The organism is Dialister succinatiphilus YIT 11850, assembly GCF_000242435.1.
GTDB classification, from domain to species: domain Bacteria; phylum Bacillota; class Negativicutes; order Veillonellales; family Dialisteraceae; genus Dialister; species Dialister succinatiphilus.
In genome coordinates, this window is sequence record NZ_JH591188.1 from 12,583 (window position 1) to 37,145 (window position 24,563).

Annotated in this window: 19 protein-coding genes; 8 read left to right on the forward strand and 11 right to left on the reverse strand. The window is 54.0% G+C overall.

Going from position 1 to position 24,563, the window contains the following annotated elements; translation table 11 throughout:
- Positions 1–580 precede the first annotated feature (580 nt).
- Positions 581–1,693: an MBL fold metallo-hydrolase gene (locus HMPREF9453_RS05470; protein WP_008859565.1), complete on the reverse strand. Its 1,113-nt coding sequence runs from the start codon at positions 1,691–1,693 to the stop codon at positions 581–583.
- Positions 1,694–1,707: 14 nt separating this feature from the next.
- On the reverse strand, positions 1,708–2,487 hold the full coding sequence (gene ygiD, locus HMPREF9453_RS05475) for a 4,5-DOPA-extradiol-dioxygenase (protein ID WP_008859566.1): 780 nt from the start codon (positions 2,485–2,487) through the stop codon (positions 1,708–1,710).
- A gap of 269 nt (positions 2,488–2,756) precedes the next feature.
- On the opposite strand from ygiD, the gene HMPREF9453_RS05480 reads away from it, so the two are divergent.
- On the forward strand, positions 2,757–3,089 hold the full coding sequence (locus HMPREF9453_RS05480) for a winged helix-turn-helix transcriptional regulator (protein WP_008859567.1): 333 nt from the start codon (positions 2,757–2,759) through the stop codon (positions 3,087–3,089).
- A 169-nt stretch (positions 3,090–3,258) separates the two neighbouring features.
- Positions 3,259–3,885 (forward strand): NAD(P)-dependent oxidoreductase, encoded by a 627-nt coding sequence (locus HMPREF9453_RS05485; protein ID WP_008859568.1) that lies wholly within the window; start codon positions 3,259–3,261, stop codon positions 3,883–3,885.
- 112 nt (positions 3,886–3,997) lie between these two features.
- On the opposite strand, the gene HMPREF9453_RS05490 is transcribed toward HMPREF9453_RS05485, so the two are convergent.
- From HMPREF9453_RS05490 to amrA, 3 genes are all read right to left on the reverse strand, one after another.
- Complete coding sequence (locus tag HMPREF9453_RS05490; RefSeq protein WP_008859569.1) at positions 3,998–4,339, reverse strand: cupin domain-containing protein; 342 nt, start codon at positions 4,337–4,339, stop codon at positions 3,998–4,000.
- Between the two features lie 415 nt (positions 4,340–4,754).
- Positions 4,755–5,645, reverse strand: coding sequence for an AmmeMemoRadiSam system radical SAM enzyme (gene amrS / locus HMPREF9453_RS05500; protein ID WP_008859571.1), 891 nt, complete (start codon positions 5,643–5,645; stop codon positions 4,755–4,757).
- 436 nt (positions 5,646–6,081) lie between these two features.
- Entirely contained in the window at positions 6,082–7,431 is a 1,350-nt protein-coding gene (amrA, locus tag HMPREF9453_RS05505) for an AmmeMemoRadiSam system protein A (protein WP_008859572.1), read from the reverse strand.
- Positions 7,432–8,422: 991 nt separating this feature from the next.
- On the opposite strand from amrA, the gene HMPREF9453_RS05515 reads away from it, so the two are divergent.
- From HMPREF9453_RS05515 to HMPREF9453_RS05540, 6 genes are all read left to right on the forward strand, one after another.
- Positions 8,423–8,878, forward strand: coding sequence for a YwiB family protein (locus HMPREF9453_RS05515; protein ID WP_232217329.1), 456 nt, complete (start codon positions 8,423–8,425; stop codon positions 8,876–8,878).
- Positions 8,857–10,524 carry an arginine--tRNA ligase gene (argS, locus tag HMPREF9453_RS05520; protein ID WP_008859575.1) on the forward strand — a complete coding sequence of 556 codons (1,668 nt, stop codon included), beginning with the start codon at positions 8,857–8,859 and terminating at the stop codon, positions 10,522–10,524. Before HMPREF9453_RS05515 ends, argS begins: the two co-directional genes overlap by 22 nt.
- 44 nt (positions 10,525–10,568) lie before the next feature.
- Positions 10,569–12,185: a CTP synthase gene (locus HMPREF9453_RS05525; RefSeq protein ID WP_008859576.1), complete on the forward strand. Its 1,617-nt coding sequence runs from the start codon at positions 10,569–10,571 to the stop codon at positions 12,183–12,185.
- An 839-nt stretch (positions 12,186–13,024) separates the two neighbouring features.
- Entirely contained in the window at positions 13,025–14,299 is a 1,275-nt protein-coding gene (locus HMPREF9453_RS05530; RefSeq protein WP_008859577.1) for a hypothetical protein, read from the forward strand.
- 480 nt (positions 14,300–14,779) lie between these two features.
- Entirely contained in the window at positions 14,780–15,718 is a 939-nt protein-coding gene (locus HMPREF9453_RS11055) for a metallophosphoesterase family protein (protein WP_008859578.1), read from the forward strand.
- 178 nt (positions 15,719–15,896) lie between these two features.
- Complete coding sequence (locus HMPREF9453_RS05540) at positions 15,897–16,223, forward strand: YqfO family protein (RefSeq protein ID WP_008859579.1); 327 nt, start codon at positions 15,897–15,899, stop codon at positions 16,221–16,223.
- A gap of 170 nt (positions 16,224–16,393) precedes the next feature.
- Here the strand turns inward: HMPREF9453_RS05540 and HMPREF9453_RS11910 are convergent, their stop codons facing one another.
- The 6 genes from HMPREF9453_RS11910 to HMPREF9453_RS05570 form a co-directional block, all read right to left on the reverse strand.
- Positions 16,394–16,744, reverse strand: coding sequence for a hypothetical protein (locus HMPREF9453_RS11910; protein ID WP_008859580.1), 351 nt, complete (start codon positions 16,742–16,744; stop codon positions 16,394–16,396).
- A 900-nt stretch (positions 16,745–17,644) separates the two neighbouring features.
- A complete protein-coding gene (locus tag HMPREF9453_RS05550; protein WP_008859581.1) occupies positions 17,645–18,700 on the reverse strand; it encodes a S66 peptidase family protein in 1,056 nt (351 codons plus the stop codon).
- 239 nt (positions 18,701–18,939) lie between these two features.
- Positions 18,940–19,593, reverse strand: coding sequence for an HAD family hydrolase (locus HMPREF9453_RS05555; RefSeq protein WP_008859582.1), 654 nt, complete (start codon positions 19,591–19,593; stop codon positions 18,940–18,942).
- Positions 19,594–20,122: 529 nt separating this feature from the next.
- Positions 20,123–21,316, reverse strand: a complete 1,194-nt coding sequence (locus tag HMPREF9453_RS05560) for a type II secretion system F family protein (protein WP_008859583.1) — start codon at positions 21,314–21,316, stop codon at positions 20,123–20,125.
- A gap of 736 nt (positions 21,317–22,052) precedes the next feature.
- Positions 22,053–23,054, reverse strand: coding sequence for a type IV pilus twitching motility protein PilT (locus HMPREF9453_RS05565; RefSeq protein WP_008859584.1), 1,002 nt, complete (start codon positions 23,052–23,054; stop codon positions 22,053–22,055).
- 5 nt (positions 23,055–23,059) lie between these two features.
- Positions 23,060–24,235, reverse strand: coding sequence for a GspE/PulE family protein (locus HMPREF9453_RS05570; protein ID WP_008859585.1), 1,176 nt, complete (start codon positions 24,233–24,235; stop codon positions 23,060–23,062).
- Positions 24,236–24,563 lie beyond the last annotated feature (328 nt).

Consider the following 24,563-nt stretch of genomic DNA (forward strand, 5'->3'; position numbering starts at 1 on the left):
CTATCGCCCCGAGGGTTCTTAAGTTTGACAGCGGCTCTGCCGCTGAGGGTTGTTGTGGGCGCCTTACATTTATAGAAGGCGCCCTCTTATGATAAGACCTTTACAACCGCCCTGCGGGCGTTGGAAATGCATTCCCCCTTTGGTGGCTGACGCCACCACCTTGCCCGGTGGGAAGCATGTCACTGGATTCGCGGGTCGCGGGGCTCCCCTATGAATCCAGTTCCTTTGCCACCCCCGCAAGCGGGGGCACTATGGGTGCTTAGTGCTTATGAAGAGAATGTTTCCCGGTGTTTTATTCTGCCCCCTGCATAGGGGGAAGTCCGGCGCAGCCGGATAGGGGGAGGTGAGCGCAGCGAGCCAATCAGCAGAATGCTTATCATGTCATATGACATTGAAAGTAAATCCCGTAACGCTGACTTTATAAGCATTGCCTAGGGCAATCCGCAACCCTCGGCCTGAAAGGCCGTCAAACTTAAGAACCCTTGGGCCGAAGGCCCATCCATCTTAAGAACCTTCCCCTTTGAACCTTCTGAACCCTCACACCGAAGGTGTGTCCGATGGCAAAGCCTCGCCCCTTCTATTACAGCCTCATTCTTCCCTTCATATGGATGCCCGGCTGTCCAGGGACGTAAATATTAGTCCATACCTCCAGGGTGTTCCAGTTCTGCACGTGAACCACAGCGATGCCTGCATTTTCCTGCCAGTGCACCATGTACACATGATCAGCGATTTCCTCGGCGGTGAAGGGCATGGTGTCGGCGTAGCCCTTATTTTCGCCTTCTGTCTGGGTGAAGGTCAGGGTTTTGTGGTCTTTGAATTCCACATCAAATACGGCGGCAGGAGAAAAGTCCATGATGACATGGTGGCCGATGCCAGGGTAGAGGTCTTTCCGTACCCAGGGCTCTACGCCGGTGATGACCCGGGCGCCGAAGGCAAGGGTGTCTTTTCCGCCAAGGGAAGGGTATTTTTCAGTCATCATGGAAACGATAGCGTCAGCGGTCTTTCCGCTGGCCAGAGCTTCCCGGTAGTACTTCAGGTATTCCAGAGTGCAGGAAAGGATGGCGGGGTTTCCTTTCTTCTCATCATTGTAGTGATGGCTGGCAATGACCTTTTCCGGAGCCAGGGATGCCATGGTTTCTACCTGGCGGATCCATTTGTCCAGTTCGTCAAGCCCCTTGGTGTCAGCCATCCAGGGATGGCTGTCTTCAGCCAGGGACACGCCGCCCAGCACTGTTTTTTCAGAGGGTACATAGAGGAAGCTGTGCATTTCGTCATCGGGGCAGGTGATGATTCTGATTTCCTCCCCTTCCAGCTTTGGCAGCTCCTTTACCGCCTCGGGCAGGATGAAACGGGATGGAGCGTCTTTTCCCAGCGCCTTCTTCCAGACGACGAGCTTGTCGTCCCGGCTGGCGGAAATCATCCAGGCTGTCTGAGCGGTGGAAAGGATGCGGGCTTTTGGGAAGGCATCAGCCAGTACATCCAGGCCGAAGTAGTAGTCCGGATCAAAGTGGGAAATGTAAATCACCTTCAGCTCTTTTCCGCTGTCTTTGATGAGCTGTACCAGCTCCTCTGCGTACTGTTTCTGGAACTGGGCGTCTACCAGGAAAGCGTCCTTTTCGCCGGTGACTAAAGTGGAGGTGACATCAAAAATGGCTTTAGCGCCGGGATGGTACACGTGGAATGCAAGGGACATGGCAGTTTCCTCCTTCATGAATTAAGACCGAAGGCATATCCGGTCATGGAAATGGAACCCAGGTTTCTGACCTGGTTGAAAACAAGGGGCTTTTCTCCTTCTGCGGCCCCCAGGGTGTAGAGAAGGGGCAGGAAATGGTCCGCCGTAGGAGCGGCATAGGCAGCGTCGTCATGGTCTTCGTAGTTTATGACTTTTTCGTCATCCCGCTTTTTTACGGCTTCGGTAATGAAGGCGTCAAACCGGTCTGCTGCCGGAGAGCCGCCTTCATTGTTCCACTCCACTTTGTACAGGTTGTGCACAATATTTCCGCTGCCGAAAATCAGGTACCCTTCTTCCCGGAGCGGCGAGAGGGCCTTTCCTATGTCATAGGAAGCTCTGGGAGAAATCTTCCCGTCTATGGAAAGCTGCACCACCGGAATGGAAGCGTCAGGGAAGAAATGGGTAAGCACCGTCCAGCTGCCATGGTCGATGCCCCAGTCATCATTGATATCAGCGGAAGGCAGCAGGGACAGTACCCGTTCTGTCAGGGGATGGAATCCTTTGGGCTCGTACTTTACTTCATAGAGCTCTTTGGGAAATCCGTACATATCAAAAATCTGCCGGGGAAAAGGGCTGGACTGTACATGGCTTCCCCTGGTGTACCAGTGGGCGGACAGAGACAGAATGGCCTTCGGGCGGCCGAAGGTATCTATGATTTCCTTTCCCAGATCATGAAAGGTGCGGGTAAGGTCGTTCTTTTCCAAAGCAATCATGGGACTTCCGTGTCCCGTAAAAATAACAGGCATTTTTGTCATGAAATCATCTCCTTGTGATGTACCAGTGAGCTGGTGAAGTGGGGCGGCTTTGGGTCCTTGTTTCCTGTGAGTCACCGTCGGAGGGAGGTCAGATGTCGGACCTCTGACCTTCCGCCTCTGGGCGGCCGAAGCCGGGTATGTTTTGCCCCATATGGCCCATATGGTATGTTTTTTTTACTTGCTTTCATTATATGACTGATATAAAATAACTGACAAGAAGGATATTTCCCTTGACCTGGTATGAAATACTTGCGCAATAGGAGGAAATCATGACAAACGAATTATTCGGCGTCTGCCCCTTTGTGACAGCCCAGAAGCTGCTGCAGGGGAAATGGGCCATTTTGATTCTGCATGCCTTGAACGAAGGCACGAAACGATTCAACGAACTGGAGCGGGACATCCAAATCACCCATGCCACTTTGTCGTCCCAGCTGAAGTATATGGAAAAGGAAGGACTGGTGCACCGCACCGTGTATCCCGAGGTGCCGCCACGGGTGGAGTACTCCCTTACTGCTATGGGCAGGCGATTTGCGCCGGTGCTTGACAGCATCCAGGTATGGGGTGAGGAGTACATAGAGTTTCTGAAGGAAAACAGGATATAAGTAAAATAAAATGAATGAGGAATCACAGCCGGAAGGGGGCTGTGATTTTTTTTGAAGAAATTTAAATGTAACTATTGACGTTACAATATGACTGTGATATCATACTTGTAAAGAAATCAATTACATCAATTCGATGCAGTATGTAAGTATGTAAAAAGGAGACATGATTATGAAAATCGGAGTTATCGCAGCAAACGGCAAAGTAGGAAGACTGATTGTGAAGGAAGCCCTGGAAAGAGGCATGGACGTGACTGCCATTGTCCGCAGCGCCAATCGGACAGAAGCAAAAAAGGTGATTCAGAAGGATATCATGGCTCTGACCAGGGAAGATCTGGAAGGATTTGATGTGGTGGTAGATGCCTTTGGTATCTGGGACGATGAAAAAATGAATCTTCACAGCGTGACCCTGAACCACCTGGCAGATATTCTTTCCGGCAGCAGCACCCGTCTTCTGGTAGTAGGCGGCGCCGGCAGCCTGTACATGGATAAGGATCACAGCCAGAGACTGTTTGAAACCGCCGATTTCCCCAAAGAATACCTGCCTGTATCCCGAGGCCAGGGAAAATCGCTGGATGAACTGCGGAAGAGAAACGATGTGAAATGGACCTACATCAGCCCGGCTGCCGAATTTGATCCGGAAGGAAAGAAGACTGGATCCTACGTGCTGGCAGGAGAAGAATTCACAGTGAATGAAAAGGGAGAAAGCTATATTTCCTACGCCGACTATGCCCTGGCCCTGGTGGACGAGGCGGAAAAGGGAAATCATATCAGAGAAAGAATCAGCGTAAGAAAGTAAAAAAAGTCAATGGTGAGGGTGCCGCCATCGGATCCACCCTTTTGCCCGGAAGACAGGAAAAATTCCACTTAAAAAGCAGAGTTATGATGACGCTGCTTTTTGTTTGCTCCATTCAGTTGTCATAAATGATGAGGCCCATGAAAACCAGGTCCTCCTCTCCCGTATTTTCCAGCCCGTGGCGGCTGCCGTTTGGGCAGAACATGGCATCCCCCGGTTTCACCTCATAGGTGGTGTCGTTGTCGGTATACAGGCCATGACCGGAGAGGATGTAATAGATTTCTCCATCTCCTTTGTGCTGGTGCACGCCCATGGAGCAGCCCTTTTCCAATGTGGCCTTCACATAGACCCGGCATTTGTCTTTCAGTATGTCCGGCCCTGCAATGGGCTGGAGAATGATGCGGCCTTTACCGCCGTTGGCATGTTCAATGATTTTGGGTGGAATTTTTGGAAGCATAAGATTTTCCTTCTTTCTTTAAATGAATGGGGAATGGGGCTTGGGGCGTGAAGGTTCTAAAGCTTGACGGGGCTGTTGCCCCGAGGGTTCTAAAGTTTGACAGCGGCTCTGCCGCTGAGGGTTGTGGTGGGCGCCTTGCATTTATAGAAGGCGCCCTCTTATGATAAAACCTGACAACCGGGCTTCGCCCGAGGAAAAACAGGCTGATCTCGCTCCGCAGGCGCGGTTATATGGTTTTCCACTGCAGAATGCTTATCATGCCATATGGCACTGAAAGTAAATCCCGTAACGCTGACTTTATGTTCATCGCCGGTAAGGGCGATACCACAACCCTCGGCCTGAAAGGCCGTCAAACTTACGAACCCTCCGGTCCAAAGGACCGGTCCATCTTAAGAACCCTCGGGGCGCAGCCCCGTTAATTTTTCCAGTGATACTCCGCCAGTTCTTCGTCCGTTACATTTCCTATCCTTACGCGGGAAAGGTATTTCCTGGCCCTGTTTCCCAGGGAAACCAGGGTGGAAACCGGTGTGGGCGGAAGGCGGGTCATGCGCCAGCGGGGGAAGAAGCGGGTGATATGGAGGGGCATGGCGGGATCCAGGGAGGCTATCCAGCGGACCATGTCCTCAAAGGCTTTGGGGTCATCGTTTTCTCCGGGAATGACCAGGTTGGTCAGTTCCACATGGGATACTTCTGCTGCTCTTCGAATGGTTTCCAGCACCGGATTTCTGGCGGCGCCGCAGAGGGTTCTGTAGAAATCAGGCTGCCAGCCTTTCAGGTCGATGTTCCAGGCGTCAATAAGGGGAAGAAGTCTGTCCAACGCTTCGGAGCTGATGAAGCCGTTGGATACCATCACGTTCACCAGGCCTGCTTCCTTGATGAGAGGGGCCGTGTCACGAATGAATTCAAAGGACAGGGTCGGTTCATTATAGGTCCAGGCGATGCCTATATTTCCTTCGGCTGTAAAGGCCCGGGCCAGGCGGAGCACCTGGTGTGGCGTCACTTTCCGGCTTTCCGGTTCCTCCTGGGAAATTTCAAAATTCTGGCAGAAGGAGCAGTTCATATTGCAGCCCCAGCTTCCCAGGGAAAGGATGAAGCTTCCCCGATGGAAATAGGCCAGGGGCTTCTTTTCTATGGGATCCAGGGCGGCGGAGGTGACAAGACCGTAGGTCAGTGATTTCAAGAGGCCGTGGTCGTTCCAGCGGGTGCGGCACCAGCCCCTCTGAGAAGGAAGAATCCGGCAGCGGCGGGGGCAGAGACGGCAGGTGCAGATGCCCTTTTCGTTTTTATCATATAATGCACATTCCATGGTGACCTCCTTTAGGGACAAGCCCCTTTGGGGCTTGAGGGTTGACGGCCCGATGGGCCGAAGGTTCTTAAGGGGCTTAAGTTTGACACGGCCTGCGGCCGTGAGGGTTGTTGTAGGGCGCCTTATGGACAAGCCCCTATGGGGCTTGAGGGTTCTAAAGTTTGACGGGGCTGTGGCCCCGAGGGTTCTTAAGTTTGACACGGCCTGCGGCCGTGAGGGTTGTGGTAGGGCGCCTCTAAATTTATAGAAGGCGTCCTCTTATGATAAAACCTAACAACCGGGCTTCGCCCGAGGGAATGCGGTCCCTTTTTTTTTAACTGCGGCGAAGCCGCCACCACAACCCTCGGCCTGAAAGGCCGTCAAACTTAAGAACCCTCCGGCCGTTAGGCCGGTCAAACTTAAGAACCCTCACGCCGCAGGCGTGTCCAATGGCACGTCAATAATATCTCTTCACATGGAACCGATAGAGCTTGACCGATTCTTCCGGCTCAATGCCGGCTTTTCTTTTGGCAATGGCAATCTGTTCTTCCGGCGTGTCCACGCCGTCAAGGTCCGGCAGGAGGAGGCCCCGGCGAGTGCCTTTTTCCACGATGACACCGTATTTTTTGGCGTCCAGGTCGGACAGGGAGGCCGGCTCTGGCGTGGAAAGGATATCTACGGAAATGGTGAGGTCAGAAAGTTCCCGGGCCGAAAGGGGCGGGAAGCGGGGGTCGTCGCAGGCGGCGGCTTTGGCGTTGTGGATGATTTCTTCCGCCACATTATCATAGCAGGGAAGGAAGGTGCCGATGCATCCCCGAAGGGCGCCGAATTTGTGGAGGGACACGAAAGCGCCGGCCCGGCTTTTCAGTTCCGGCAAAAGGTCATGGGGCGTTTTCATGATTTTCCCATGGTCCAGGAAATAACGGATGCTTTCCCGGGCCAGTTTCACCCGCTCATCGTGAATTTCTTCCTTTTCCGGTTCCTTCTCGGGGAGGTAGAGGCACACGCCGTAGCCTACGCCGAAGGGGCCTTCATGGGAGAAGCAGGGCATGGCGGCTTTCCGATGCCCCAGAACGCCGAAGAGAAAGTATACCGACGGCAGGCCGCACATGGCGATTTCATCGATGAAATCGGGGGTCATGGAGGTGAGCGGTTTCTTGTCACGGCGCTTCAGGGCGTCCATGACGGCCTGGTCGAAGAGGATGCCTTTGGGGGTATAACCGTTTGGCGAATCTTTCGTCAGCTTGTGGGATAAATCACCGGAGGCGATGACGCCGATTTTCCGCCCCAGTTTGGCAGCGGACCGTTCCACAATGGTTCCCAGTATTTCATTGATTTCATAATTGGAGAAGCAGGGGGAGAGCATGACGGCCCGGCCCTGGAAGCCGGCTTTCAGCAGGTAGTACATGGGGACGAAGGTACCCCAGTCCACGGTAAGGGTTTTGCCGTATCGGGCGGCTTCCGCTTCATCCACCCGGTGCAGGGGGATGAGGGGTTCTGCTTCTTTCAGAATAGCTTCGGACAGCATGGGGTCTATGGAAAGGGTCATGGACACGTCCGGCCGTCCGAAGGCGGAGAGGTTTCCGGAAATGGAAGGGGCCAGAAAGAGGGCGGGACCGTCATAGAAACAGAGGTTATGGGGAGATATAATCACCACTGTGTCTATACCTTTTTCTACCATGCGCTTCATGGCTTCTTCTTCCGTTTTTACAGTGAGAGCCATGCGGGAAAGCTCTTTTCCGCCGATTTCCGGAATCATAATGGGCGGATGGGGGAAGAGCCCTGCCGCCATACAGGTCGTATCCATAGGATGCACTTCCTTTCTGTGTTTTCTGTCTTTAGTGTAGTAGTTTTTGAGGGAAAAAGCAAAAGGGCCCGCCTTCGGCGGGCCGGGATCGGGACCGTGCGGTGCTTTCCAGTATTCCCGAAGGTTGACACGCCTTATGGACAAGCCCCTATGGGGCTTGAGGGTTCTAAAGTTTGACGTGGCTATCGCCCCGAGGGTTCTTAAGTTTGACAGCGGCTTTGCCGCTGAGGGTTGTGGTGGGCGCCTTTTGGAAATATAAGGGCGCCAGTTTGTATAAAACCTTCACAACCGGGCTTCGCCCGTGGGAAGATCATACAACCGCCCTGTGGGCTAGGAAATGCAATCCCCCTTTGGTGGCTGGCGCCACCACCTTTCTCCCACTTCGTGTTGGGACTATGGGTACTTAGCCATGGAGCCACGTCTCTGCAGGAAAGCATAGAGCGATTTATTCTGTTCCCCGGATGGGGTGGCAAGGGAACACGATTCGTAAGGGAGCAAAGCGACCTGAGAATCGTGTGACACGCTTTCCCGTGGATGCACAGCGAACATGATTTGAAGGAGCGCCAGCGACGCACAAATCATAGTGAGTCGTTTCACCTTTAGGTGGAAGTCCGGCGCAGACGGATAGGGGGCGGCGAGCGCAGCGAGCCAATCCGCAGAATGCTTATCATACCATATGACACTGAAAGTAAATCCCGTAACGCTGACTTTATACTCATCGCCCGCAGGGCGATACCACAACCCTCGGCCCAAAGGGCCGTCAAACTTACGAACCCTCCGGCCCATAGGGCCGGTCAATCCTAAGAACCTTCCCCTTTGAACCCTCGGAACCCTATGAACCCTCGCGCCGCAGGCGCGTCCTGCCACCCTTGTCACTTTCTTTCCTTCCATGGTATAATGAGTAGTCTTGTATTTATAGAATTCTTCTGAAAAAGAAGGGCTCTATCTATGATATAATAATGTATATATTTTACAGACCGGGGAGGCGATAGTGTTGGAAAAGCATGTCATTATCAATGTGACTTCCCTGCAGCGGGACGAGAACGGGAAGGATGAGACCATTTCCCTGGAAACTCCGGGTATTTACGGAGAAGAGGGGGATATGCAGTACATCAGCTACCGGGAAACGAAGCTGGCAGGCATGGAAGGCACCACTACCACTCTCCGTATTTTTGATGATCATGTCAATCTCATACGGGATGGCAGTTTCCTGCAGAACCAGGAGTACCGGCTGGGGGAACCGTCGGAGTCAGGTTATGTGACGCCCATGGGGGCCCTGAAGGTGACTGTGGTGACCAGGGAAATCGAAAATTCCATTGTCCATGGGAAAGGACGGATGCGTCTTTCCTACGATGTGGAGCTGGAAGGTCTGTTTACCCATTTGAATGAAATTATTGTTGATGTTCGAGAGGATCCGGAATATTCATGGAAGTCAGAGAAGAACTGAAAGAACTCATTGAAAAGGCAAAGGATGCCGCTGTGGCGGCAGGGGAGCTGCCGGAGGGAGATTACGCTCCGGTGCAGCGGCTGGAAGTCCCGAAGGAAAAGGATTTCGGCGATTATTCCACCAATGCAGCCATGCAGTGGGCCAGGACAGCTCATAAGGCACCCCGCATGATTGCAGACGTGATTGTGAAACATATGGATACACCGCTGGTGTCCCGCATGGATATTGCCGGCGCCGGATTTATCAATTTCTTCCTGGCCAAGGATACGGTGTACACCGAATTGAAGAATATTCTGGCAGCGGGCCCTTCCTATGGCGACCTGCCGAAGGACCGGAAGGACCGGATCCTGGTGGAATACGTTTCCGCCAATCCCACAGGTCCCCTTCATATCGGCCATGCCCGGGGCGCTGCTTACGGTTCTGCCCTGGTGAATCTGCTTCGGGCTGCCGGCTATGATGTACTGTCGGAATACTATGTGAACGATGCAGGCAATCAGATCGACCATCTGGCCGAATCCATCAATGCCCGTTACCTCCAGCTGAACGGCATTGACGCCGAAATCCCGGACGACGGCTACCATGGCCAGGATATTGTGGAAACCGCCCGCCATATTCTGGAAAGGGACGGAAAGAAATACCTGGACATGGATGAAAAGGAAAGGCTTTCCATTTTCAAGGAACTGGGACTGAAAGAAAAGCTGGCTGCCCTGAAAAAAGACCTTCATGATTTCAACGTGGACTTTGACAACTGGTTCTCCGAAAAGTCCCTCTATCCGGACCAGGTGAACGCAGCGCTCAAGGTGCTGAAAGATGAAGACAATATGTATGAAAAGGACGGTGCCCTGTGGCTCCGTACCACGAAAAACGGCGATGACAAGGACCGGGTGGTGATTCGTACCAACGGCGTGCCCACCTACTTCTGCTCCGATATCGCCTATGTAGGAAATAAGATTCATCGGGGCTACAATAAACTCATCGATATCTGGGGCGCTGACCACCACGGATACATTATCCGCCTGAAAACGGCCATGAAATTCCTGGGCTACAATCCCGATGATTTTGAAATCATGCTTCTCCAGATGGTTACCCTCCTTCGGGACGGCAAACCGGTGAAAATGTCCAAACGTACCGGCGAGGCTGTGACCCTGCGGGAACTGATGGATGAAGTAGGCACCGACGCAGCCCGTTATTTCTTCTGCGCCAGAACCCTGGATTCCCAGATGGATTTCGATATCGACCTGGCCAAGAAGCATTCCAATGAAAACCCGGTATACTACATCCAGTATGCCAATGCCCGTATTCACAGCCTGTTCAACCAGGCCAGAGAAGCCGGCGTATCCTGGGACAGCACCTTTGGACATACCGATTTCACAAAACTTACCGAAGAATGCGAACTGGATCTCATCAAAAAGATGGAAAACTACCATCAGCTCGTGGCCGGCGCCGCAGCGGAAAGAGCACCCCAGCGCATTGCCAAATATGCCTATGAACTGGCTGCCCTTTTCCATCATTTCTACAGAGAATGCCGGATCCTGGGCGTAGACAGCGAAACCACGCAGGCCAGACTGGGCCTCATTACAGCCGTACAGTATATCCTGGTCCATGCCCTTCACATTCTGGGGGTTACGGCACCGGATCATATGTGATAGATTTTCTTTCCATTGCATCAATCATTTCATAAGGAGGTCCCATGACTAAATATATCTTCGTAACCGGCGGCGTTGTTTCGTCCCTGGGCAAAGGCATTACCGCCGCATCCCTGGGAAGACTTCTGAAGAACAGAGGATACAAGGTTACCATCCAGAAATTCGATCCCTACATCAATATTGACCCGGGCACCATGAGCCCCTACCAGCACGGCGAAGTCTTCGTCACCGACGACGGTGCGGAAACAGACCTGGACCTGGGCCACTATGAACGATTCATTGATGAGAACCTGTCCAAAGCCTCCAACGTCACCACCGGCAAAGTATACCAGTCCGTCATCAATAAGGAAAGAAAAGGTGAATACCTGGGCTCCACCATCCAGGTCATTCCCCATATTACCAATGAAATCAAAGACCGGGTACTCCGGGTAGGCAGAAACGACAACGCCGACATCGTAATCACCGAAATCGGCGGCACCGTAGGGGACATCGAATCCCTGCCCTTCCTGGAAGCCATCCGTCAGGTAAAGAAGGACGTACCGAACCGGAACGATGTGCTCTATATCCATGTCACCCTGGTACCCTATATCGAAGCGGCAGATGAACTGAAATCCAAGCCCACCCAGCACTCCGTCAAGGAACTGCGCTCCATCGGCATTCAGCCGGACATTATCGTATGCCGCACAGTGAAGGAACTGCCGGACGATATGAAACGGAAAATCGCCCTCTTCTGCGACGTGGAACCGAATGCAGTCATTAACAACCTCACCGCCCAGAGCATTTACGAAGTGCCCCTCCTGCTCCAGAAAGAAGGACTGGACCGCATTGCCCTGGAAAAACTGGGACTGGACGACAGCCCCTGCGATATGGACGACTGGAAAGCCATGGTGGGCCGCATCCTGTCCGCTGACAAAGAAGTGGACATCGCCCTGGTAGGCAAGTACGTGGAACTCCACGACGCCTACCTCTCCGTAGTGGAAGCCCTCTCCCATGCATGCTACGCCTTCGGCACCAAAGTCAACATCCACTGGATTAATTCCGAAGTACTGGAAGAAGAAAAACCGGACCTTCGCGAAGTATTCAAAGGCATCGACGGCATCGTAGTGCCCGGAGGCTTCGGTTACCGCGGCGTAGAAGGAAAAATCGAAACCATTAAGTACGCCCGCACCAACAACATCCCCTTCCTGGGTCTCTGCCTGGGCATGCAGTGCGCCGTCATCGAATTCGCCCGTGACGTATGCGGCATGAAAGACGCCAACTCCACCGAATTCGACGCAGAAACCCCGTACCCCGTCATCGACCTTATGCCTGACCAGGAAGACGTCACCGAAAAAGGCGGCACCATGCGCCTCGGCATCTACCCCTGCAAACTCACCGAAGGATCCAAAGCCCGGGAACTCTACGGCGGCCAGGAAATCGTATACGAAAGACATCGTCATAGATACGAAGTATCCAACGCCCTCCGTCCGGAACTGGAAAAAGCAGGCCTCTCCATCTGCGGCACCAGCCCTGATGGACGTCTGGTAGAAACCATCGAACTGAAAGATCACCCCTACTTCGAAGCCACCCAGGCCCATCCGGAATTCAAGAGCCGCCCCAACCGTCCCCATCCCCTCTTCGTGGGACTGGTGAAAGCAGCCATTGAACATCATAAGGCATAAATATAGGCAAAAGCACCGCGGAAGCGGTGCTTTTTGATTTGATGGACAAGCCCCTGTCGGGCTTAAGGGTTGACGGCCCTCTGGGCCGAAGGTTCTTAAGGGGCTTAAGTTTGACGCGCCTTTGGCGCGAGGGTTGTTGTAGGGCGCCTTACATTTATAGAAGGCGCCCTCTTATGATAAAACCTTTACAACCGGGCTTTCGCCCGAGGGAAAACAGACCGACCTCGCTCCGCAGGCGCGGTTGTATGGTTTTCCACAGCAGAGTGCTTATCATGCCATATGGTACAGCAAGGTCATCCCGTAACGCTGACTTTATAAGTATTGCCCGAAGGGCAATCCACAACCCTCGGGGCCGAATGCCCCGTCAAACTTAAGAACCCTCCGGCCCATGGGGCCGGTCAAACCTAAGAACCTTTCCTTTTGAACCTTCTGAACCTTCTGAACCCTCACACCGAAGGTGTGTCCAGTGGCGCAGCCGGATAAGGGGGAGCCGCGTAGCGGCTAATCACCAGAATGCCTATCATGCTATATGACACAGAAAGGTCAATCCCGTAACGCTGACTTCATACTCATCGCCCGTAAGGGCGATACCGCAACCCTCGGGCCCGCAGGGCCCGTCAAACCTATGAACCCTCCGGCCCAGCGGGCCGGTCCATCTTAAGAACCTTTTTTCTGCCCCCTGAGCGGAAGCGACGCAACCCTTTTACACAACCCTCGGGGCGCAGCCCCGTCAACCCTCACACCGCAGGTGTGTCCCATAGCTATACCACCACTTCCTCCTATCTGGTGTATAATAAAGAAAAATTCCCTTTTCATTTCCCCGAGAGAAGGTGTCCTTCATGCATGATGAACAGATGACCGAGGAGAAGAAAAAGATTATCCATCTCCTGCTTTCCCACATGACCGGCCGGTTTTATCCCCTGGCCTGCCAGAGCTTTGCAGTTCCTGACATGACGGTGGACCGGGCGGTGACGGCTATGGCCCGGAAGAAGAATCTGCCCTGGGCTGATAACAAAAAGGTACGGAACAGCGTCATTCGGAAGTACGTCCATTTCCGGCTGGAGCTGGCTTCTCTTATGGTGAAATCGGACAGCAGGTGCTCTGATTTCCTGGCGGAAACGGTGAAGAACAGTCTGGATTTTGACATTACCCGCTCCTTCAGTGGTGAGTTTGACAATGTGCGCCGAGCCCTTCTGCCCTTCAAGTCTCCTTTTTCCATGGAAAGCGGCATGGTGATTCCCCTCATTACCTATCTGTCTGCAGAAACGGGTGTGTCCCTTTCGCCGCTGACAGACTATCTGATGAAGGAAACAGAGGAGTACATGGCCAGGGTGAAGGAAGAAAGTGCTTCTTTCATGGATGCCCTGTCCTTCTGCAATCCCGATTTCCACGATACCACCGCATTGAAGCTGCCTTTCCTTCTTCTTCAGTGCATCTGCGAGAACCTGGGCATGGAGGAGGGGGGACTGGTGACGGAAAGCGCGCAAATCCTCATGCCCCTGTCAGAGGTGACGCCCTACATGGCAAAGAAGAAACTAACGCCTGCGGGGGCCCGTTTCTTTTACCATTACATTGTTTTCCGGGCCATGGTGCTTTCCTTCTTCGGGTCCTATATGTATCAGGACAGAAAGCTCCGGGACTCCATTTATAAAGGCGTCATGAAAAGCCGCCCCGTGATGCGGCTCATCCGCACTGCCAGGGCCATCCATTTCCTGGCGGATGAGGATTTCATCATGAACCAGCGGCTCTATCTGAAAATCAATATGTTCATGCGGCAGTGGGCGATTTTCGATCCGAAACGGAAGGAACACTACTACCGCTACTACCCCAATTTCACTTCCTACATCGGCGACCGCATGGAAGATGAAAGCTTTGGAGACCGGATTAATCTGCTGTTAGATGAATTCTGCCAGGCAGACCGGTTTACCCTCTCTGAACGGGACCGGAATTTCCTTCTCCAGGAAACGGCGGCCTACATCAATACAGTGAGCCACGCCATGTACTTTGCCTACAATATCGGATTCAGGCGGCCCGAGGATTTCATCGATTCCCGGTGGAATGAGCGGACAAAGAATCCGCTGCTCAAAGGATTCAAGAAAATCTTCGGCCTGTGAGGCAACCGTTCTGGCGCCCTGTGGGGCTTGAAGGTTCTAAAGTTTGACGGGGCTATCGCCCCGAGGGTTCTTAAGTTTGACAGCGGCTCTGCCGCTGAGGGTTGTGGTAGGCGCCTCTAAATTATAAAAGGCGCCAAATTATATGATAAAAATCATACAACCACCCTGGGGGAACTTTATTCTCCGCTATGGGTTGAGCTGTTTAAGTCAGCACTAAAGTAAGCGCAGCGCAAATCTCCCCCGCCGGGGGAGATGCCGCAGGCAGAAGGGGTGCATTTCCAACGGGCCCCAGGCCCGGTTGTATGGTTTTCGGCTTTTGCCGCCGCAGGCGGCATAAAAAACTGCGGCGAAGCCGCCACCACAACCCTCGGCCCAAAGGGCCGTCAAACTTAAGAACCTTTAGAACCTTCGGGGCGCAGCCCCGTCAACCCTCACACCGAAGGTGTGTCCACATGTTCTGTTATAGAAAGGACTTTTTCCATGTTTCGTTTGATAACCTGTTTCTTCCTGTCCCTCTGCTGTCTGGCCTTTGCAGGCTGCGGAAAGGAGGCACCTGCTCCGTCGGCAAAGGATTATGAAAGAATCGTTGTAGTGTCAGATCTCCATTATCCCAGCAAGGCCACCGATGATGCTAAAAGGCAGGCCATTATGGATAACAAAGCGAAAGCCCGGGACGAAATCAATGGCTGGAAGGATGTGGATCTTAAAGTCTTTACCGGCGATATGGTGGAAATGTATGGCTCCATGAAGCAGATGGAAGAGGCCAAACAGTTTATTGACGGTTTCCATGGAGAAAAATCATTTCTGGCAGGAAACCATGAGCTCTTCTACAGGGAAGAACTGAAAAACGGCAAGCCCGTCATGGCGGATCCATCTCTCAGAAAAGCTCATGAAGAAAATTACGAAAAGGTCTTCGGCCCCCTTCACAGCACAAAGAAACTGGGCCAGTACCTGCTCGTTTTCCTGTCTCCGGAAGATACAGAAGGCAAATTTCCGGTAGCCATGTCCAAAGAAGAAATGGAATGGCTGAAATCGACGCTGCAGGAAAATAAGAACAGCCCCACCATTATTTTCTATCATGCCCCTTTGTCGGATACCATGATTCCCTATAATGATAAAATCGGAAATCCAAGAAATTTCGCCCAGCCTGCAGGAGATATCGATCTGATTCTCCTTACCAATCCCCAGGTGAAACTGTGGGTGTCCGGCCATACCCACACGCCGCCTACCCAGCCCACCTTTGCCAATGAGGTGAACTACTACCACGGGAAACTGCTGGATGTGTACAATCCTACCTGGGATGGAAAGCAGGTGTGGACCAATTCCCTCTATCTCTATAAGGATAAAATCGTGATTAAAACCTATGACCATAAGAAAGGAGAATGGATGGACCAGCTTACGAGGACAGTGACGCTGTAAGGAAATGGAATCACCGGCGGCGGGAGGCGGCATTCCCGCAGGCAAAAGGATCCAGGCGTCTTTGGCGCCGCAGGTTCTATTGTCCCTGTGCTCGCGCTTTAGGCCCGTTAACCATCCCCTTTAAAACGTAAGAACCCTTTAAAACAGGGCCGCTTTTCGGCCCAGACAGGAGGCTGCTATGTACAAAATCCAAGTCTATCTTCCGCCGGAATCTCTCCGCAAGATCAGAAAAGCTGTAGAACAGGCAGGGGGTGGGAAAATCGGAAATTATGAAGGCTGCATGTCCTGGTGGAAAGTACGCTCTTCCTGGGTGACCATGGATGGCGCCCATCCCTATCATGGGGAAGTGGGGGAACGGACGGAAGCAGAGGAATATATTCTCCAGTGCCGGGTGGATGAAGCCCACATAGAACCAGTGGTGCGCGCCATAAAAAAAGCCCACCCCTACGAAGAACCGGTGGTGGACGTGGTAAGACTGGATGAGAAGAGCTTTCTTTCAGTTTGAGTGGCAGGTGGATAAGGCCGCACCCCGTCATTTCGAGGGAAGCGAAGCGTAGCCCGGAAATCTCCGAGCAAAAAGTTTCCTGCCGCGATGAACCGCAGAAGCAGCAAGCCGAATAGGGAACCTTAAAAAATCCTGCCGGTATGACAGCGCTGTCATACCGGCAGGATTTTTTATTTCCGCTGCAGGAAAACCTGATTGATGCGGTACATATACGCACCATTGGGGAAAGTGACTTTAGTGGCGTTCACATAACTGCCACTGCTGGTAAAGTGGATGCGGGACAGTTCGCCGGCCATGTCCAGATACTGCCAGAAAGCGCCGCCTTTTTCTGTTTCAAAGAGGACGAAAAGGTAGGGGGACAGAGCGGATACCTGGGATTTGGCCGATGATATGGCGGAAAGAAGGGTCCCCATGTCCACCTCCTGATTTTCCGGGAGCACGGGATGAGGGGTGTATTCTTTAGGTACTGTGGTGATGCTGACGTAACGGATAGGTAAGTTCATAGTTTCTTCCTGATTCATGATGCACTCCTTTGGAAAAGAAAATCGATGGCAGGCGCCTTTCGGCGCGGTCGGGATCGGGACTTGGGCGGTGCTTTCCAGTATTCCCGTAGGTTGATGTGCACATCCTGTATAGGATGTGCAAGTCGGCCGAAGTTGGCCCTTAGCCTGCCCATTAAAGGGCCTTCCATTTAGTCGGCCGACCGTGGTCTTTCGCGGGCGAGGGTTGATGGCGCCGCCGGGCCTTTGGCCCTGGGCGCCAAGGGTTCTGTCCGGGACCGGCTGACGCCTCCCGGACGGGCTCCGGGCTTCCGCCCTCGGAAGGTATGAAGTACTGTGGAGGTCCTGCATAGGACCTCCAAGTCAGCCAAAGTAGGCCCTTAGCCTGCCCATTAAAGGGCTTACCTATTGGTTGGCTGACCGTGCCCACTGGGGAGGTACGGCGCCTTTTAATTGATAGAAGGCGCCCTTTATAAAATCCTTTACGACCGCCCTGTGGGCGTCGGAAATGCATTCCCCCTTTGGTGGCTGGCGCCACCACTTTGCCCGGTGGGAAGCGTGTCACTGGATTCGCGGGTCGCGGGGCTCCCCTATGAATCCAGTTCCTTTGCCACCCCCGCAAGCGGGGGTACTATGGGTGCTTAGCAATGGAGACATGCCTCTGCAGGAAAGTATAGAGCGATTTATTCTGTCCCCCGAATGGGGGAAAGTCCGGCGCAGCCGGATAAGGGGGAGCCGCGTAGCGGCTAAGCAGCAAAATGCTTATCATGTCATATGACACTGAAAGTCAATCCCGTAACGCTGACTTTAATAAACCTGCGGCGGAGCCGCTACCACCACCCTTTGAACCAGCCTGCCGAAGGCAGGCCGAACCTTCTGAACCCTTTGAACCTTCATGCCGAAGGCGTGTCCAGCGGTGTGTCACTTCAAATAAGACTCATCGTAGCTGAAGACGGCGCTGCCGTCTTCTTTGGCGTGTATGGTGGCTTTGACGCCCAGAGGCAGGAAGAGGTTGTCCGGGCCGTGGCCTGCGGGAACGCCTTCAATGGCCGGTTTGCCGGAGAGTTTGGCGTAGTAGGCGAGCACGTCGTGAATGGAGAATTCCTCTCCCACCGGGGAGGCGCCGTAGAAGTCGCCGTAGGCGATGGCGCTGACCCGGGAGAGGAGGCCGCTCTGGTAGAGCTGTTCCATCATGCGGTCCACCCGGTAGGGATCTTCGCCGGTATCTTCCAGAAGCAGGATGGCGCCATTTCCTTTCAGTTCATAGGGAGTGCCGCAGAGGGATGCAAGCACTGTCAGATTTCCTCCTTCCACTATGCCCGTGGCGTCGCCGGGGGTGAGGGTTTTCAGCGTTTTTCCGGCAGGAAGGCGGATGTCTCCCTTCGGCAGACTGCCGGAAAGACCGTTTTCAAAGTTATAGAGGGTGAAGGCCGTGTAATTATCTCCTTTGAAGGAAGACATCATGGGCCCATGAATGGTGACGATGCCGCTTTTTTCGCCGATGGCCGCATGGAGGGCGGTAATGTCGGAAAAGCCGATGAGCATTTTTGGATGATGGGCAATCATGTCGTAGTCCAGCTTGTCCAGAAGACGGGCGGAGCCGTAGCCGCCCCGGAGGCAGACGATGGCTTTCACCGAATCGTCCTTGAAGAAATCGTTCAAATCCTTCGCCCGTTCTTCGTCGCTTCCTGCCAGGTAGCCGTAATCATCGGTGACGGAGGGAGCCAGTTTCACTTTGTATCCCAGAGATTCCAGAAGCTCGATGGACCGGTTGTAATCAGTCATGCCTCCATGGGCAGCGGGTGCCAGAATGCCTATGGTATCCCCTTCTTTTAAAGGGAGCACCTTTTCCCGCTCCCTCGTTCCTGTATCGGGGGCAGCAGAAAAGAGACGGACCAGGAGCAGGACAGCGCCTATGATCAGGAGGGGCAGAATGTAAAATTCGTATTTCTTAAACCATATATGTAAACCGTGCATGGATATTCCTTCTTATACTGTATTTGCGCTTTTGGGCGCCAATGACAAGTATAGCACGGAATAGGGGAAATGGCGCAAGAAAGATGAAATTGGTAAGAAGCGCTGATTACATCATTGGGACTGTGAAAATGTAAATCATTTCTTCACAGCCTCTCTATGAATGGGCGCTTTCATACATAAATCGTATAGCAAATGATGTACAGTGTAAGCTTAAAAATATACAGACAGATGCTGGTTTTTTATCTCAGCCTCTTCATAAAAAATGGGCGGGCTTCGGTGAGGCTATGGAAAAGGGCAAAGCACTTCTGCCGGATGTCTTCGGTGGCCGGCATCAGGTCCGGCACCATCACCGGTTTCATACCGGCGGCGTAAGCGGCGAGGATGCCATTGGGGCTGTCTTCGAATACAAAGCAGTCCTTGGGAGAGGCGCCCAGTTTCCGGGCAGCCAGAAGGAAAATATCCGGCGCCGGTTTCCCGCGCTGGACCTCATCACCGCTGGCTATGGCAGCAAAAAAGGGAAGAAGACCGGTTACGGAAAGATTCGCCCGGATCTGCTGAGCGGGACTGCTGCTTCCAATGGCCAGGGGCCATCCCTTTTCATGGAAAAAAGAAATCAGCTCCCTGGCGCCCTCTTTCTCCGGCACATGCTCCGCCAGCCGGCGGGCCACCCGCTCCTTGCAGAGACGCTGGATTTCGCCGCCCTCCGGTACATGGTAGTACCTCTCAATGATGCGGTTCATGGCCTCGCCGCTGGTGCCGCATATGGCATATTTGAAATCGGGAGGAAGGGCAAGGCCCCGCTCCCGGGCCAGCCGGTTCCATTCCTCCTGGAAAATGGTCTCCGTATCAAAAAGAGTGCCATCCATATCAAAAATAACAGATTGTTTGTGCATAGATACCTCGGAAATGGACAAGCCCCTTTGGGGCTTGAGGGTTCAAATGGACACGCCCTGCGAGCGTGAGGGTTCTAAAGTTTGACGGGGCTGTGGCCCCGAGGGTTCTAAAGTTTGACGGGGCTGTGGCCCCGAGGGTTCTTAAGTTTGACAGCGGCTATGCCGCTGAGGGTTGTAGTAGGCGCCTCTAAATTATAAAAGGCGCCAAATTATATGATAAAAACCATACAACCACCCTGGGGGACTTTATTCTCCGCTATGGGTTGAGTTGTTTAAGTCAGCACTAAAGTAAGCGCAGAGCAAATCTCCCCCGTCGGGGGAGATGCCGCAGGCAGAAGGGGTGCATTTCCAACGGGCCCCAGGCCCGGTTGTATGGTTTTCGGCTTATGCCGCCGCAGGCGGCATAAAAAACTGCGGCGAAGCCGCCACCACAACCCTCGGCCTGAAAGGCCGTCAAACCTAAGAACCCTCCGGCCGACGGCCGGTCCATCCTAAGAACCCTCACACCGAAGGTGTGTCCCATAACGCATCAAAATCCCATATGACTTCCGGCGGCCTGGAAGACGGGGAGCATGACGGTGAAAACCATGAGGGCTGTGACGGCGCCGGTGAAGAGGAGGAGCGAGGGTTCCAGAATGGTACGGAAGCGGCGGATTTTCCGTTCGGTTTCATGGGTGAGGATTTCTTCTGCCTGCCGGAGGAAGCGGGGCAGCTCACCGCTTTCCATGCCTACCCGGCAGAGGTGGTGGACCAGAGGGAGGGAGAAACCGCTCTTTTCCAGGGTATCAGGAAAGTCCTCGCCTCTGTCCAGATGGGCGGCCACAAAGGAAAGGGCTTTTTGCGCATTCCGATTTCCCAGCACCTCCCGTGTATCCCGGAGGGATTCGGACAGGGTCCGGCCACTTTCCAGAAGGGCCGACAGGGCAGCGCAGAAACGGACTAGCAGGATGCGCCGGTAGAACCGGGAACGGTAGAGCAGATCCTGGCTGGTACGCCGGCCTTCCCGGGTGAAGAAGAAAAGGATGGCGCCCAGGAGGGCAGCAAGAAAACACAGAGCCAGATGCAGGCCATAGTCCTTCAGCCACAGGCCCAATGACAGGGCCAGGGATGCCACAGGAGGGAAGGGGATGGAAAGGGAATCAAAAAGAAGGGCAAAAGAGGGAAGGATGAAGGTCAGGATGACGATGAAAAGGCAGAGGGCGAAGGCGGTGACAAAGAGGGGGTAGGCCAGGGCGCCTTTCAGCTGGCTGATGAAACGGTCTTCCTTCAGATAGTACCGTGACAGACGGTGGAGCTCTTCCGGCAGGGTGCCGGACAGCTCTCCCACAGACAGGAGGGAAAGAAAAAAGGGCGGAAAACAGCGGGCCCTTTCAAAACTTTCGCCTACGCTGTGGCCGGAGGAAATGGTTTTTGTAATAGAAGAAAGGACATCCCTTTCTTTTCGCTCCATCTGGTTTTCCAGAAGGGAAATGGAATCGGTGATAGTCAGTCCTGCATCCAGAAGGGAGGCCCACTCCTCGGCAAAAAGGGAGAGCTTCTGCCGGGAGCTGAAGGGGCGGCGCCGGAAGGAAAAGGAAGAGGGCTCCTTCTTTTCCTCCAGATGAATGAGATGGAGATTTCGGGAAAAGATTTCCTCCGCCGCTTCCTGTCGAGACGACGCCCGGAGGCTGTCCTCCATAATCGTGCCATCGTCGCTGCAGGCTTTAAAGATAAATTCCTTCATGGCTTGCTCCTTTGTCACGCTATTACAGGCATGGACACACCCTTATGGGTGTGAGGGTTGACGGCCCGATGGGCCGAAGGTTCTTAAGGTCCTTAAGTTTGACAGCGGCTCTGCCGCTGAGGGTTGTGGTGGGCGCCTCTAAATTATAGAAGGCGCCAGTTTGTATAAAACCATTCAACCACCCTGCGGGCGTCGGAAATGCATTTCCCCCTTGGTGGCTGGCGTCCCCTATGCGGGGGCACAATAGAATCGATTATGAGGAAATTGTTTTTCAGAGCTTTATTGTCCCACCGCTCAGCGGGGGGGAAGGTGGTGCCGTAAGGCACCAAAGGGGGGAGAGCCACCGAAGGTGGCTCATCATCGTAATGCGTATCATGCTATATGACACAGAAAGCCAATCCCGTAACGCTGACTTTATAAGCATTGCCTATGGCAATCTGCCACCCTCAGCGCCGCAGGCGCTGTCGCTCCCTGAGCGAAGCGATGCACAGCGAACATGATTTGAAGGAGCGCCAGCGACGCACAAATCATAGTGAGTCGTTTCCCCTGTGGGGTGCAACCCTTCTACACAACCCGCGGCGTCAGCCGCGCTCCCTTTTTTAATCTGCGGAGAAGCCGCCACCACAACCCTCGGCCTGAAAGGCCGTCAAACTTAAGAACCCTCCGGCCCATGGGGCCGGTCAATCCTAAGAACCTTTTCCTACAAACCCTTTGAACCCGGGCTACAAAGTGGCCCCTATAGTTCCAGCAGCTTCATCATCTTTTCCCGCTCCCGCTCGGACAGGCCTTTCAGTCCGTAGGCGGCCTGTTTCATGGTTCTCATCTGGTGAAGTCCCATTTCCATATAGGAAGGAATCTGGGCTTCCTTGCCTTCCCGGATAAGGTGGGCGGTGGCGGGAATATTGGTGAGGATTTCACGGAGGAGCCAGGTTTCCTTTCCTGTGCGGTAGAGGCGCTGGGAGATGGCGGAGCGGAGATTGGCGGCCAGAAGGCTTCGGATTTCATCCTGCCGGTCAGCAGGGAAGGCGTGGATGATGCGGCCGATGGAGTCGGCGGCCCGGGTGGTGTGGAGGGTGCCCAGCACCAGGTGTCCTGTCTCGGCGGCGGTGAGGGCGGCGGATATGGTTTCGCTGTCTCTCATTTCTCCCAGGGCGATGACGTCCGGGTCCTCCCGGAGGGCGTCCCGGACGCCGGAGGCAAAGTCCTGGACGTCGATACCCACTTCCCGCTGGTGCACCAGGGCCTTGTCTGATGGAATCACATATTCCACCGGGTCTTCCAGGGTCACCATGTGACAGGGGCGGCTGCTGCTAATCAGAGAAAGAATGCGGGCCAGGGCGGTGCTTTTGCCGCTGCCCGAGGGGCCGGTGACCAGCACCAGGCCGTGCTCCAGGGCAGCGGTTTTCTCCAGCCATTCCCTGTCCGGGTCCGGGGCCAGAGCGGTCAGGGAGGGCAGGATGCGGAGAGCTGCTGCTTTCCGCCCGAAGGAGTGGTACATGTGTATACGGATGCGGGAGGTTCCTATGGTGCATCCGCCGTCGCAGGAGCCGCGGCGGGTCCACTCCTCTTCCTTTTCTGGGCCCAGGAAATCATGAAAGAGAGAGGTGAAAAAGGAATCTTCCCCCTTTTCCTTCAATTTCTTCAGATTGCCATAGACCCGGATAGACACCGGTTCTCCCTCGGTCACGTGGATATCCGTCATGGCGGGATAGGCAGTGATCATTTTTTCCATATCCATAGAAATCAATCCTCCCCTGCTGCAATCATAGACGCTTCTTCGGGTGTTATCACACCCTCTGCCATCAGGGCGAGGGCCGCTTCTCCCATGGAGGGCTGGCCCTGGCGTTTCATGCATTCCCGGAACCGGTCCGCCGAGAAGCCGTGGTGAATGAGGTCCCGCTCTTTTCGCCCTATGGAAATCATTTCAAAAATGCCGGTGCGCCCTTTGAGTCCTTCGTGGCAGTTCTCACAGCCCTTCTTCTGATACACCCTGCGTCCCCGGCATGTTTCCGGCAGGCCCAGGGCCTGCTGCTCTTTTTCCGTGAGGATATAGGGGCTTTTGCAGTGCTGGCAGAGACGGCCTGCCAGCCGCTGGGCTATGACCAGGGACAGGGAGGCGGAAAGAAGGTAGGGAGCAATGCCCATATCCATGAGGCGGAGCGGCGCATCGGAGGCCTGATTCGTATGGATGGTGGACAGGACCAGATGGCCGGTCAGGGCTGCATGCACTGCAATTTCCGCCGTTTCCCGGTCCCGGATTTCCCCAATCATCACAATATCCGGATCCTGCCGCACAATGGACCGGAGTCCTTTTTCAAAGGTCAGCCCCGCCTTCTCATTCACCTGTACCTGGGTCACCCCCTGCAGGCGGTACTCCACCGGATCCTCCACGGATATAATGCTGACCCCTTCCCGGTTCAGCATTTTCAAGGCCGCGTAGAGGGTGGACGTTTTTCCGCTGCCTGTGGGACCGGCAGTGAGAATCATGCCGCTTTTTCGGGAAAGGCATTTCCGGAAAACGGCTTCCTGCAAGGGGAGCATGCCCAGCTCATTCTTCTCTATGAAATCCACCTGTCCTGACAGAAGGCGGATGACTATGGTTTCTCCATATAAAGAAGGGAGGATAGAAATACGGAGATCATAGGGCACGCCGCCAAAAGATGCACTGCAGCTTCCGTCCTGGGGCAGCCGGCTTTCGCCCACATTCATGTGGCCGATGACCTTGGACCGCACCGACAGACCGGAAAGCATCTGCAGGGGCAGATGGAAACGCTCATACAGCACGCCGTCTTCACGGAACCTCACCCGTACCAGAGACGCCTGGGGCTCCATGTGAATATCGCTGGCTCCCTCTGACGCGGCGCACTCCAGAATCCGTTCCAGCACTCTTTCCGCCGAACCTGTCCTGATTTCCTCCATACTATCCTCCCATAGAGAATCGCAAAGAAATGTTTATTTTATTATAGCAATAGATAGCCTGAGAGGGCTAGTGGGCGCCTTATGGACACGCCCTGTCGGGCGTGAGGGTTGACGGCCCGCTGGGCTGAAGGTTCTTAAGGGGCTTAAGTTTGACGCGCCTCTGGTGCGAGGGTTGTGGTGGCGCCTATGAATTGATAGAAGGCGCCAGTTTGTATAAAACCTTCACAATCGGGCTTCCGCCCGAGGAGAAACATGCAAACCGGGCTTCGCCCGAGGAAATGCAGCCCCTTTTTTTTAAAACTGCGGCGAAGCCGCCACCACCACCCTC